Genomic DNA, 12,909 nt, shown 5'->3' on the forward strand with positions numbered 1-12,909 from the left:
GTTAATACACCTCAATTTCTGTAAACATCATGTGATGGCCAGCTCCGCAGTATTCATTACAAAGAATTAAATACTTGCCAGGCTTATCGAACGTATATGACTTTGTGGTAATTCGGCCAGGAACGACCATCATATTGACTTTTGTGTTATCAATCGTAAAACTATGAACAACATCTGTACTTGTTAGTTTAAAAATGATTTCTTTTCCAGCCGGAACTTTAAGTTCTGGCGCTGTGTATCCAAAAGCCAAAGCTACTATAGCGACTTGGTACGTGTCATCATCAAGCTGTGTCACACCTGGTTTATCAAATGGTGCGGTTTCATTCACTTTTTTCGGATCAATCGTCGTCATACCGCCCGCAGGTGTATGGTCTTGAGAAAATGCGCTGACTCCGACAATACTTAAAAATAAGACGAGGGAGGCCATACCAAATGTTAGCCAAATCTTTTCGTATTTATGAAAATGCATTCTAATCTACTCCTTTTTTGTCCTGCTCCGAAGAGTGTGTTTCTTCGCTTATCTATTTATCTAGCTACGTACATGCCATAAACGGCAAACCACATGGCAATAATAATGATTCCAATTATAAAAACACTGACTAATGTTCCTTTTAAATTCACTTCTGTCGATTGTTTTTTTTGACTCAATTTCTCTCACCTCTTATGTTCTTAATACTATGTACAGCATAATCCTTTAGTAATTCATCCACTGTGATATAAGTCACAAATGAGTTGTTATTTACTATGAATGTCGTTAGTTTGTCATAATTGAAGGTGTTTAGAGAGTGTGGGATATATACCAGCTGAGCAGAAGACGTTTAATCGGCACGTTATGCGTTATAATCGGCATCGACGGGACTTTATTCGGCATCAAATGAATTTTAATCGGCATAAACAGAGATTTAATCGGTTTCACCCATTTTTCCCCAACAAAAAAAGCGATCTACCAGTTAGGCAAATCACTTCGTTAATCTATTCTACAAAAAGCTATTGGGCAGTTCTCACAATTGATTTCGTCTTTCATATATTGGAGGTCTTGAATGAGGATCTTTCCATTCACCATCGTTATTTTGTTTTGTTTTTTCAAGTCGCTTAACAATCTATTCACTACTTCACGAGTCATGCCACAAAAATTTGCGAGGTCTTGATTGGTGAGTGTCAAATCAATAAGAACTCCATGTTCTTCTCGTTTCCCATAGCTATTTGTCATGCGTATCAAAGTCGAATAAAGAGCCCCTTTTTTCCCATGGAGCATGAGATCACGGAATTTCGTCTGCGTTTTTTGATGGTTGATTCCCATCCACTTCATGAATGCCATGGCAAGATTAGCATCGTTACTGAGAGCTTCTTCAAGATCATCAATTTTGATTTTCATGCAGATTGTGTCTTCAATGACTTTGGCATCCAACATATATTTTGCAGCTTCGGAAAAGAGGGTGAATTCACCCACAAACTGATTTGGACCACATAATCTTAATGTTAATTCACGACCATTAGGTGTTACTTTCCCAATTTGAACCTTGCCAGAACGAATTAAGTAAATGCCTTTGATGGAATCGCCTTCTCTAAACAAGTAGGTGCCTTTGTTAAATTCTTTGATGGTGTGCGGAATGGAGAGTAATTCTTTCAATTCAGTAGATGAATCGACCATCTCTTCATTCAAATTAAGCCCACCTTTCCTTAATTTCTCATTGTCTAAAGGGTACCATAGTCCTTTTATAATGAATAGCGGAAACCACAAAACATTCAGTCTTCCTTCTATTAATAGGATGCCTTTGAAATGCGTTATAATAAAAGTATTAAATAAAGTAGGTGATCTTATGCGTATAAATAAATTTCTAAGTGAAGCTGGTATCGTCTCAAGACGCGGTGCTGATAAATGGATAGAAGATGGACGAATTACGATTAACGGCGTGAAAGCGGAACTTGGCAGTAAAGTGGAGCCTGGGGATGATGTTCAAGCAGATGGAAAACCGGTTAAACACGAGGATCCTTATGTGTACATTGCACTGAATAAACCCATAGGCATTACAAGTACGACGGAACGTCATATTAAAGGCAATATCGTGGATTTCGTCAATCATCCTCTCCGTATTTTCCATATCGGACGACTGGATAAAGATTCACACGGATTAATATTATTAACAAACGACGGGGATATCGTAAATGAGATTCTGCGTGCAGAAAATGAGCATGAAAAGGATTATATCGTTAAAGTAGATCAACCGATTACACAAGAGTTTGTTAAACAAATGGCTTCAGGTGTGGAAATTTTAAATACGAAGACTTTGCCATGTAAAGTGGAGAAACTTTCGTCTAATACCTTTAAGATCACTTTAACTCAAGGTTTAAACCGTCAAATTCGACGGATGTGCTCCGCACTCGATTATGAAGTAAAAGCTTTGCAACGTATTCGGATTATGAATATTCGCGTCGATGGGTTACCTGTCGGGCAGTGGCGTGATTTAACATCAGATGAGTTAGAAGAACTTTTTAAGACGCTTAACTATACGCCAAAAAGGTAATAGAGTATTAGGAGGCGATATTTATGCTGTCTATAACTCAGACCGAGAATTTAACAGGTGCAAAAATAAGTGGTGACTATTGGGATTTAGATGAAATTAATCAATCATTTTATGCTGTCGTTGGTGATGAAAACAAGTATTATGACTGGGAAGGTTCCAGGCAACGTGTCTTAGGTATTTCTAATGAGATTCGTCAGGCAATACAAGGTGAACGAGGTGTTAATTTTGTGAGCAATGGCTTGACGAAAGAATCGATGAAGCATAACGATATCGTTACCTCCGGGAAAAATATTTATTACTCGGTCGAGGTGTTATGGCCGGAACTCATTTTCACATCAATTGCATTGAACGACTTCGCGAGATTGTATGCGAAGGAACACACCCACCCATTATTAGATGTCCATATTGCAACGGTTCGTAAGTTTCAATCTGCTGTAGGTGAAGCTTTGCAAACGATTTTAACGAAGAGTGAGCATACACAATTCATGATACTACTTAGCCGAAGTGAAACGAACGTACAGGAATATGCAATCCAATTTGTCGATATGCTCAACTTGCATTATATCAACTCAACAAAAGAACAACGGCAAAAAAACTTGGGGTCAATTGCGTTGAAGTTGGCTGTTCAAGACAAGGAATATGAAGCTTTTCGAAACCAGGTAATCCTTTCCGCCAACAAAACAAAAAGTGATATTCATGATATGTCAATCACCCAAAAATATCCTGTAGAAATTGAATGGTAAGCGACATATGTTCAGTCTTATAAAATGATACATTGAAGCTTTCAAAACCATGTCATCCCGACTTTCCCATTTGGAAGAATTACGTTCCGAACTTCTTGCAGGCGTTACGCATGATCTCAAAACGCCCGTTGCATCCATCAGTGGATTGTTACAGGCGGTCAATGAAGACGTCGTCACAGAAGATGAAGCGAAAGAATTCATTGAAATTTCCTTGAAAGAAACGGATCGACTTCAACAAATGATTGCATCCCTTCTTGATTTCAATGCGTTCGCAGCTGGTGGAATTCCTATTTATCCAGCAAAGACGCTCATTTCTCCATTTGTTTCACGCACTTTCATGCAATGGCAAGCAACTTTGACAGACATAAATTTGACCATCCATGTGATGAAACCCACGAGTGAATTAGAAGTATCCATTGATCCAGTGAAAGTCGAACAAATTCTCATCAACTTAGCACAAAATGCTCGCCAGGCTTCCGTATCCAATAGTGGTCAGATCAATGTGACCTTTATCGAAAAAAGACACCATATCGAGATTCGTATACAGGATAATGGATCGGGCATCTCTCAAGAAGAACAGCCATTTATTTTCGAGCGTTTCTATCGAGGATCGGACAAGAAATTACGCGTGCGTGGATTGGGACTCGGTCTCTCCTACTCCCGCATGATCGCCCGAGCACATGGCGGTGATCTACAGCTAGTGGAAAGCTCGAATGAAGGTTCCACTTTTTGTTTGGTCTTACCTAAATGAATGAAAAAAGAAGAACTCAATGTATTGGCAGAGTTCTTCTTTTCCTTGTATAATCACTACGTAATCTGTTTGACTCTCTGAAATGGGTTATTACTCTTAATAACCTCATTAACTTTACGTTTCTCAGCAGGTTCTCTCATATTATCCGCTGCCATTAACACACTGTTTAGCCCTTCCATCATTCCTTTAGCAGAAAGTATTAATATCGATAAGAAAATGATTGGGATAAAGGATATCCAAGGATAGGATGTCCATAGAAATTTCCACCACATTCCTAGTAACCCTGCCCATTCATTTGAATTAGAGAGCATGTTAGTTTGCCCAAATAAATCATCTCTCCTTGTATATCCACCTAAGAATAATCCTAAAACGGCTAAGTGGGACATAAGAAGCAACGTTTGGATAAAGTCTCTTAAGAAAATTATCGCTAATTGTGGGACTAAAAAAGGTTTTATATGTTTAGTGACAATCCGCCAATTACTTGCACCAAGTGTCCTCGAAATTTCGATAAACTCCTTTTTATAAATGGCTTTTACTTCATTCCCTATTAATATCGAATTGGTAGGAATGAAAAGGGATGCTAATAACATCAAATAAATGAGAATTCGATTCCAATAAGACAAAGGTTCAGGACCTTTCACTTGTACTCCATCAACAACAAACGAAGTCACCTCTTGAACAAGAACCACATTCAGAAGAAGAAATGCAAACAACGTCATAGGGAAATAATTTAATGCATCTGCAATTGATTTAATAGGTCTTTCGAACTTCTGTAGAAAAAAATGAATAAATAACCCAATCCAAATAGAAGGAAAAACGCGTAGAAAAGTGACAATCAATGCCGCTGCAATTGTATATTTTGTACCCACCAACATGACAATAGACAAATCTCTTCCAAAGTTGTCTGTCCCAAAAGGAGGAACTGTCTCGAAACTATAAGGGGCAGGTAACGGCTTCCCACCGCTATCATACAGTAGAGGGCTCGTAGGAATTCGATCATTAAAGAGTAAAAAGTAAAGAATACTGCTTAAAAACAGGCCGCTAATGATGATAAAACCAGTTAAAAACAATTTATTTAAAAACAGTTGTTTTAAAATATACACTCACATCACCATTCCAATCTTTGGCCAGTATTTTTTTCAATTAATGTGGTAATAAGGGCATATAAGACGAAGATCGGTATAAAGAACATGATTAGCGTGAATGCAATGATGTTCGGAATTGGGTAACTAGTCATATAGGTCATGATGCCATGAATGTTAAAAAGTCGTTCGAAAATTACCATGGATGACAATAGATACAGAACAATCGTTTTACTATGACTAAAAATACTAGGTGCCATATTCCTTAATACATGGGAGAAAAAAATATCAGTTTTATTAAAGCCTTTGCTTCTAGCTAACTCAACGTATGACTTTTTCCATTCTTCATTGAATAAATGGAGGTTGATTCTAAAAATCATAAAGGACGGGATTAATGCCAAAGTGATGATGGGTAAAATATAGGTATTGTCTTGTGAGGAACCTGCTACAGGAAACAATAAGGTTCCTGTTTGCTTATAATAATAGATGACAGAAAATTGTATAACCATAATAATGAATAAGTCAGGTAATGATTCTGAAAAGGAGACACATTTGGAGACAAAGTTATTTAATTTTTGTGGAAGTAGTATCATTATGTATGTAATCAATACACCAGTGATAATAGAAATGATTAATGCTGAAAGGAAAATAATTAAAGAGTAATAGTAGTAGTCCCAAAAATTTATGAAAATAGAGAACTCGTGCTTGGTGGGTCCTAAAACAATCAAATTTTCAGGAAAGATTAAAGATTTAACAATTTCAATTACATTGTTCACAAATAAAGTGAATTCAATTTGAATTCCGTTCGTAAACAGTCCAACAAAAGCACTTAGCAGAATAATACCGATTACTACATAAACAAAACGCGTCATTACTCCAAAAATCGAAGACACAGCAATCCTCCTTTAAACACTAATTGCAAAACCCAATTCATTGATCTTGTTGGTATGTTCTTTTACACTTTTAGATTTAATTTTCACTTTTAAATTTGAAATACTATAACTCTTTTGTTTTTAGTACGTATTATGAGAGAAATTTATCGTATTCAAATTATGATATTGGCAAATCATCATTTTTTCTAAAGTTTGCTTCATTCTGAGATTCATTCAGTCTAAATCGATTTAAAAAATCGGTCACTAGTTTAATTAAGAAAAACATCGTTATCATTTGTAGAGTCATAAATACCCATAACAAGATATTCGAGATACCCATTTATATTCCCCCCTCAATTTAGATACTATTTTTTAATAAATCATTGAAAGATTTTTTTATGTGGATTAAGGATGTGATATTTGAATATATCATCATGAATAACATACTTGATATCACAGTATAAAATATGTGGACAGACTTTATTGATGATTGATAATTCGTTGTTAGTATAGACTCAACAGAGAATATATAATTTTCATGGATAATTAAAAATACAACTCCTATACTGAAAAACAAATTTCTTAGCGGTAAGACCCAACTTAATATATGATTACCAACTACACCACCACATCCGCATGAGATGTTAGTGTTGCCTCTAAGTAAGTTAATTACGATAGCAAATGTATATGTAGATAACAAAGCTAATAGTATTAAACCGGCCAATTCTACTTTGTATCCAATAATAATTAATAGAGAAGCTATTAATTCAACAAATGTTTCAAAATACGAAAAAGATCTTACCATTCGAGAAGGAAGTATTTTATACTTTCTAACTGTTACTATATGTTCCGTCATATTGTTAAGTTTCGAGATGGCAGAACTTAAAAATATAAAGCCAATAATTATCCTCATTGCTAATAAAAAAAGATCCATTATTACACTCCTATTTCCTCCTGATTATTTATCATTTGTGCTTGAATATTATACAACTTAGCATATTCTCCATTTTTTCTTATTAGATCTTTATGAGTACCCATTTCAACTAATTCCCCGTTTTTCATAACCATTATGCGGTCTACCATTTTTCCCACAGCCATTCTGTGAGAGATGAAAAAAGAAGTCTTCCCTTCACTTAGTGTTTTAAAATGATTGAGAAGCTCAATTTCAGCTAAGGGATCCAGCGCAGCTGTTGGTTCATCTAAAATAATTATTTTGCTATCTTTAAACAAAGCTCGTGCAAGAGCCATTCTTTGCCATTGCCCCCCTGATAAATCAACTCCATCTTTTAAAAACTTCCCTAAGTTTGTTTCGTATTGATTGGAAAGCTTTAATATATCGTCATGTATGCTCCCTCTTTTGGCAGCCTCTATTATTTTTATGCTATTTTCTAATTCCTTTACATCCGAAAATCCTATGTTTTCTTTAACCGTAAAAGAGTATTTAATAAAATCTTGAAAAATAGTGGTGATGTTTTGATTTAATGATTCAGGATTAATTAACTGACTATTAATATTGTCGAAATGGATCGACCCTTCGGTAACAGGATATAAGCCTAATAAACATTTCACTAAGGTTGTTTTACCCGACCCATTATGGCCAACTATTGCAATTTTTTCGTTTGGCTGCACACTTAATGAAATATTACTGAGAGCATTTACCTCTGAGCCAGGATATTTAAAGGATACGTTGTTAAATTTAATACCGTCAGTTAACTTTTCGGGAAACATAAGATGACCATCATTATTTTTCATTTCACTTATCTCAAAATCCATAAAACTGTAATAATCCTTAATATAAAGACTATCTTCGTAAATCCCTGCAAGACTCATAGAGATTTGTGAAATTGCTGACTGGGTACTTTGAACTGCCTGTCCAATTGCAACAAATTCTCCTATTTTTACTGCTGACTTTTGGGTTAACCATATTAATATCCCTGCAGATACAGCGTAGAAAAATGCAGATAATCCATCTAAACCAATTTCCGCTTTTTTACTTTTTTTCAGCAAGAGTAATGACTTGTTTGCATTAATTAGAAATTTATCTGACCACCTAGATATTAAGTGAGGTGATAAATTAAAGACTTTGATTTCTTTTGCATACTGCCTCTCTGTCAATAGACGTCTAATATAACCCGCTTCTCTTGCAACTGGTGCCATATAATAGTTTAGCCAAAATTGCTTATTTCCATAGTAAGACTTAATTAACAGTACTGGAATTAGAGCTAGAATGCTTACTAAACCTAAACCCCAGTGAATGGAAAATAGAAAGGTCAGTAGGCTAAAAATACTAACAAGTGCTTCAAGTAATCCAAAAATGTTGTTAATTGGTGATAAAAACTTGTTTCCCGCACTACTCTGAATTCTTTCGATGTGATCATAAAATTCTGGAATATCAAAAAGAGAATAAGGCACATTATTTAATTTTGTAATGATATTTAGTCCCAAGTCGTGATCTAACTTAATCGACATTTTTTGGTCCATATAGACCTGTAAATGCCTTAATACTGAATCTAATACCATAACTCCAAATTGCATCAACAATATTATTAGAGCTATTTTATAATGACCTGATGAGGTAATTAGGGCTGCTATATTGTTTACTAACTCTTTTGTCAGCCAAATTAGAATGACGGGTAAAGATCCAAGAATTAAACTTAGAGCAACAGAAGCAATTACCCACATTTTCCCTATTTCCCATATATATATAAATGCTCTTTTTAATATAATGACATTCATACTTAATGACCCCTATTTCAAATAAACCTTTATTATTGTTCCTTGAGGAGTTACATCTATAAATAATGGGAACATCCCTTTATTCAAGTTCTGTATTTGCTCTAAACTTAATGGGTGTATACGGACTTCAATAAATTTCGCAACCATTTCAACATACTTTTTTTCATTTACAGCGTCAGCGTAAAATAATATGTTTCCTTTTTTATGTTTTTTGCTTTTTATAATCGTTTCAAGTTTTTCATGACATACTTCACATGATGGAGACATTATTAGGAAAGTGCTGTTCTTTTCAAAACAATGATTGGTTTCAATAATTTCTGAAATATTTCGGTTCAGAAGATGATGTTTTGGAAAAGGAATTGCATTCACTGCAGGTAAATAACGTAATTCATTTCTTAAACGACTCATTTTGAAGATAGTAATTACTAATATAACTAGTAATAGAAAAGGAAAAATCAATGACTTATCACCTACTCCAATGAAAATAAAAGAAGCTAAGGAGGAAATACTTCCTTAGCTCTTTATGTGTGTTAGCAGCAACCTCTTTTATATAGCTTTCCATTTATATACTCATACATAGTGCCTCCGTATAATGTCCCACAGTATTCTGCTTCACAAGTCATTAAACCAAGTGGTCGAACAGTTTTTACACCAAATACTTTATTTAATAATGATTTCATTTTATATCCCCCCTTTTCTAATAAACTTAATGTTCTGAAAACGTTACAGAAAAAGAACTAATGGTTTACTATCTTTTTCCATAATTTTATTTTAAACTAGTCTTTAGATGAATAATACTTAATAATGTTGGGACATTTTCCTCTTACTATCCTATTTTTTGGTGCTTTTTTAAAAAAATGTCCTAGTAATTAATAATGGGATTTACCAAGGAATTACAATAAACAAAATAGGGATCTGTTTTGGTGAAGACCCAGTTTTTATTTTACTTATTTATTATGCAAAAGGAGACTTCATGGAAAACCTCGGCTTGTTAATTCGAATGGAAAGAATTCAACAAAAAATGAAGCAGGTTACATTAGCAAAAGGGATCTGTACAGCTTCTTATTTGAGTAAGATTGAAAAAAACCAAACACTCCCAAGTGATGAGATGGTAAGTCTACTGTTAAAGCGGTTGAATGTTCAATATAAAAGTTTATCTTTAACAGAAGAAGAACGCTTACTTTCTGTCTTGTCTGAGTTATATAAGGAAGCTATTCAGAAAAGGGAGAAAGACAGTATTTATCAACAAATTCCGAATTTCACCAAAAAAAGTTATAGTTTTCAAGAGGAAAGTAATTTTTATACGTTCAAACTTCTATTACTAAGGATTCTAATGATATCTGAAGAAGCTAACTCAAGTCTTGAGCCAACGTTAAAATCATTAGAAGAAATGAAAGATAACTTTAACATTCACCAAACATTTATCTTCAATATAAATATGGGCCTTTACTATTATTATGAACGTAAATATGAGAAGTCATTAGTATACTTAGAATCCGCGTTGATGTTAATTGATAGGTTCCCTCTAGAAGATTGGGAAAAAGCCGACTTTTATAACGCATTGAGTCTCTCCTATCTTATGAATGGTCATATTTTGAATACAATTGAATATTCATCAAAGTCGTTAAAGATTTTCAACGGATCACTTGAATTCGCTAGAGCTATTGATTGTTATATCGTCATCTCTATAGCTCAAAAACGTAACTTTCAACTTAAAAAAGCCGAAGAAAATCTTATACTAGCAAAGAAATTGGCTGAAAAATTTAATATTAATGAAAAATTAGGAAGGATTCATCAAAATTTAGGTGCATTATATTCGCTTCAAAAGGATTCCGATAAAGCCTTCATTCATTATGAACTGAACATAATGAATTCAAGTGATATTGAAAGCTATTTAATATCTATTTTCTCTATCATTCAGGAATACTCAAAACTAAATAAAGTAGATAGAAAAGCCCAGTGGTGTAAAGTAGGAATAGAGAAAATAAAAACTTCAATTTCTATAAATAATTTGCCTTATTTACATCACTTTGAAATATATTCAATGTTACACATTAAAGGAAAAGAAACGTTTGCGACGATTAAAAATGGGATAATATACTTTGAAAAAATAAAAGACTATCGTCATGTACACAAGTATTCGTTAGTTTTAGCAAATTTATTGTTTGAGACTGGACAATATAAAGCTGCTGGAATATATTATCAAAAGTCTAACAAGTTTTTATTTAAAATTAAATCACTAGAATTTTGGGAGGAATTATAATGAAGAAATTAGTCTTAACTTTACTAGCCGTAATGCTATTGTTGGTCATACCTCAACAAGTCAATAAAGCAAGTGAAGAGGATCCACCTCGTCCAATCGTTGGGGAGAATACTACCATATAACTATTTCACATTTCCAAAAGCATCTACAACCGCATTTCAAAGTTAATAACCATTTGAAATCATCTTACATACGTTTCGACAAAATGTTTCACGTGGCACAATTTTTCGACATTATTACGAAAAAAAGCACTTGGAATTCAACGATTCCAAGTGCTCTTTTTTATTCATTAAGTTGATAATATAACGTTTTCCTCTGAACGAAAGCAAATATACCCGCTCCAACTGAAAGAAATGCTGAGACATAAAAAGCCAGATCAATACCGAAAGATTCAGCTAACCAACCAAACATGAGCGTTGAGATCCCGAACGCTGCAGTAACTAATACCTCTTGTGCAGAAAATACAGCACCGAGTTGTTCTGACTCCGTTTGTGTTTGCAGAATCGTTAAATGTGCAATTCCTTGTAATTGACCAACTACTCCGAGTAAGAATGACAATACCAAGGCCATTACAGCAAAAACTGGATGGATAAACCAAACTGTTACTATCCCAGTGAGAATACTCCCCCCGATAATCAACTTGATTGCTGGTAATTTTGCAAGCTTATAAAATATAACACCGCCAATTAAACATCCACCTGAGAAAAAAGCATTAATATACCCCCACCACGCTGCACTCTTGTCTAGCACATCTTCGACATACACATATAAAATTGCCGATATCCAAACCGCACCAGTAAAAGCCAGGAGCGAATCCAAAATCAAGATATTACGGATTGATGGATGGGAGAAACTATAAGCCCACCCACTGGATAATTGTTCTTTTAGCAATGGAACTTCTTTTTTGAGCAAAGGAATATGTTTTATGCCGAATGTCAATAACCAGCCAACTAGATAGAGACTAATGGTTATAAGCAATAAGGGTCCTCCACCAACTAGTGCGACAAAAAACGCTCCTATCGGCCAACTTGCTAAGTTTACTGTGTTATCGGATGTAGCAACTAAACTGTTTGCTTTCGGCAAAGATTCTTTTCCAGCGAATTCCGGCAGCATCGCTTGTCGGACTGGCGAAGCCCAACCATCCAAAAAGGCATTCATACTAACTAACAAAAGAATCCACACAATCGCTTCTTCTTTCATAAAAAAAACCGCACTTAATACAACCACTTTCCCAAACATCGAAGATAGCAAAATTCGACGCAATGGAAAACGATGCAAAAGGAGCGGTGTTAAGAAACTTCCAATCAGTCGTGAAAACGTAATCGTAAGTGGAATAAGCGTCAATGTCAGAACAGAGCCACTCGATAAATAGACTAGCTGAATAAGCCCAACAATGTACAGGACATCACCTGCATTGGCAATCATTTGGCTCACCCACAAAAAATAAAAAGAACGTCCATCGTTCATGAGAAACCACTCCTTCATTCTATTCAGTTCATATAGAAAGAGGTGGTATCACACTCGTATCATCCTTTATTCGTTCATGATTTGTTTGAATTAATTTTAATCTGAATTGTTAGACTTTGCAACAAATGATTCGAACGCCGTTTCCAAATCATTTAAAATTGCATTTATTAAGAGATATAGAATGGAGGTGAATTATTTTGAATCGTCATATGCATCAACCAAATTGTGGATGTGGCTGTGGTGGACAAAAACATCATGTTCAACCGATGGCTCAAAGACCGCAATATGCTCAACCAAATGCTCATCTACCGCAATATGCGCAACCAAATGCTCATCTACCGCAACAGGTGTCGCCGGCTGCTCATCAGCCATTCCGTATGCAACCTATTGTAGCACCACCTTTATGCCGCTATACAGACTCTTTTACTGAACGCGAAATCCCTGTTATTCAACCTTTGATTAACATTAAC

The 12,909-nt window shown here is 34.8% G+C and carries 17 protein-coding genes; 5 read left to right on the forward strand and 12 right to left on the reverse strand.

Annotated features, from left to right (window positions below):
* Position 1 precedes the first annotated feature (1 nt).
* The 3 genes from GY23_RS12600 to GY23_RS12610 form a co-directional block, all read right to left on the reverse strand.
* Positions 2-469 (reverse strand): cytochrome c oxidase subunit II, encoded by a 468-nt coding sequence (locus GY23_RS12600; RefSeq protein ID WP_075619575.1) that lies wholly within the window; start codon positions 467-469, stop codon positions 2-4.
* Positions 470-525: 56 nt separating this feature from the next.
* A complete protein-coding gene (locus tag GY23_RS12605; protein ID WP_075619576.1) occupies positions 526-648 on the reverse strand; it encodes a cytochrome C oxidase subunit II in 123 nt (40 codons plus the stop codon).
* A 319-nt stretch (positions 649-967) separates the two neighbouring features.
* On the reverse strand, positions 968-1,663 hold the full coding sequence (locus GY23_RS12610; RefSeq protein ID WP_281251499.1) for a Crp/Fnr family transcriptional regulator: 696 nt from the start codon (positions 1,661-1,663) through the stop codon (positions 968-970).
* Positions 1,664-1,820: 157 nt separating this feature from the next.
* On the opposite strand from GY23_RS12610, the gene rluF reads away from it, so the two are divergent.
* The 3 genes from rluF (at position 1,821) to GY23_RS12625 (ending at position 4,019) form a co-directional block, all read left to right on the forward strand.
* The gene (rluF, locus tag GY23_RS12615) at positions 1,821-2,525 is read left to right on the forward strand and encodes a 23S rRNA pseudouridine(2604) synthase RluF (protein WP_075619577.1); all 705 of its coding nucleotides are present in this window, start codon (positions 1,821-1,823) and stop codon (positions 2,523-2,525) included.
* A gap of 23 nt (positions 2,526-2,548) precedes the next feature.
* Positions 2,549-3,268 carry a DUF6904 family protein gene (locus GY23_RS12620; RefSeq protein ID WP_075619578.1) on the forward strand — a complete coding sequence of 240 codons (720 nt, stop codon included), beginning with the start codon at positions 2,549-2,551 and terminating at the stop codon, positions 3,266-3,268.
* Positions 3,269-3,338: 70 nt separating this feature from the next.
* On the forward strand, positions 3,339-4,019 hold the full coding sequence (locus GY23_RS12625; RefSeq protein WP_161487603.1) for a sensor histidine kinase: 681 nt from the start codon (positions 3,339-3,341) through the stop codon (positions 4,017-4,019).
* Positions 4,020-4,075: 56 nt separating this feature from the next.
* Here GY23_RS12625 and GY23_RS12630 read toward each other — a convergent pair whose 3' ends face one another.
* The 7 genes from GY23_RS12630 to GY23_RS18305 all read right to left on the reverse strand — a co-directional run bounded on the left by GY23_RS12630 (position 4,076) and on the right by GY23_RS18305 (position 9,389).
* On the reverse strand, positions 4,076-5,122 hold the full coding sequence (locus tag GY23_RS12630; RefSeq protein ID WP_075619580.1) for an ABC transporter permease: 1,047 nt from the start codon (positions 5,120-5,122) through the stop codon (positions 4,076-4,078).
* Positions 5,123-5,127: 5 nt separating this feature from the next.
* A complete protein-coding gene (locus GY23_RS12635; RefSeq protein ID WP_075619581.1) occupies positions 5,128-5,994 on the reverse strand; it encodes an ABC transporter permease subunit in 867 nt (288 codons plus the stop codon).
* A 157-nt stretch (positions 5,995-6,151) separates the two neighbouring features.
* Positions 6,152-6,313 carry a hypothetical protein gene (locus tag GY23_RS18300; protein ID WP_161487604.1) on the reverse strand — a complete coding sequence of 54 codons (162 nt, stop codon included), beginning with the start codon at positions 6,311-6,313 and terminating at the stop codon, positions 6,152-6,154.
* 18 nt (positions 6,314-6,331) lie between these two features.
* Complete coding sequence (locus GY23_RS19055) at positions 6,332-6,907, reverse strand: MauE/DoxX family redox-associated membrane protein (protein ID WP_075619582.1); 576 nt, start codon at positions 6,905-6,907, stop codon at positions 6,332-6,334.
* Between the two features lie 2 nt (positions 6,908-6,909).
* Positions 6,910-8,709, reverse strand: a complete 1,800-nt coding sequence (locus tag GY23_RS12645) for an ABC transporter ATP-binding protein (protein ID WP_075619583.1) — start codon at positions 8,707-8,709, stop codon at positions 6,910-6,912.
* Between the two features lie 12 nt (positions 8,710-8,721).
* Entirely contained in the window at positions 8,722-9,168 is a 447-nt protein-coding gene (locus GY23_RS12650; RefSeq protein WP_075619584.1) for a hypothetical protein, read from the reverse strand.
* A 71-nt stretch (positions 9,169-9,239) separates the two neighbouring features.
* Positions 9,240-9,389, reverse strand: a complete 150-nt coding sequence (locus GY23_RS18305; RefSeq protein ID WP_161487605.1) for a hypothetical protein — start codon at positions 9,387-9,389, stop codon at positions 9,240-9,242.
* Between the two features lie 320 nt (positions 9,390-9,709).
* Here GY23_RS18305 and GY23_RS12655 point away from each other — a divergent pair, with 320 nt between their 5' ends.
* Both GY23_RS12655 and GY23_RS18945 read left to right on the forward strand, forming a co-directional pair.
* The gene (locus GY23_RS12655; protein WP_161487606.1) at positions 9,710-10,972 is read left to right on the forward strand and encodes a helix-turn-helix domain-containing protein; all 1,263 of its coding nucleotides are present in this window, start codon (positions 9,710-9,712) and stop codon (positions 10,970-10,972) included.
* Positions 10,972-11,094, forward strand: a complete 123-nt coding sequence (locus tag GY23_RS18945; RefSeq protein ID WP_281251500.1) for a hypothetical protein — start codon at positions 10,972-10,974, stop codon at positions 11,092-11,094. The genes GY23_RS12655 and GY23_RS18945 overlap by 1 nt, the downstream gene beginning before the upstream one ends.
* Before the next feature lie 160 nt (positions 11,095-11,254).
* On the opposite strand, the gene GY23_RS12660 is transcribed toward GY23_RS18945, so the two are convergent.
* Positions 11,255-12,439, reverse strand: coding sequence for an MFS transporter (locus tag GY23_RS12660; RefSeq protein ID WP_075619586.1), 1,185 nt, complete (start codon positions 12,437-12,439; stop codon positions 11,255-11,257).
* Between the two features lie 192 nt (positions 12,440-12,631).
* Complete coding sequence (locus GY23_RS18310) at positions 12,632-12,811, reverse strand: hypothetical protein (protein ID WP_161487607.1); 180 nt, start codon at positions 12,809-12,811, stop codon at positions 12,632-12,634.
* Positions 12,812-12,909: the final 98 nt, after the last annotated feature.

The sequence above is a fragment of the Paenisporosarcina indica genome, from assembly GCF_001939075.1.
GTDB classification, from domain to species: domain Bacteria; phylum Bacillota; class Bacilli; order Bacillales_A; family Planococcaceae; genus Paenisporosarcina; species Paenisporosarcina indica.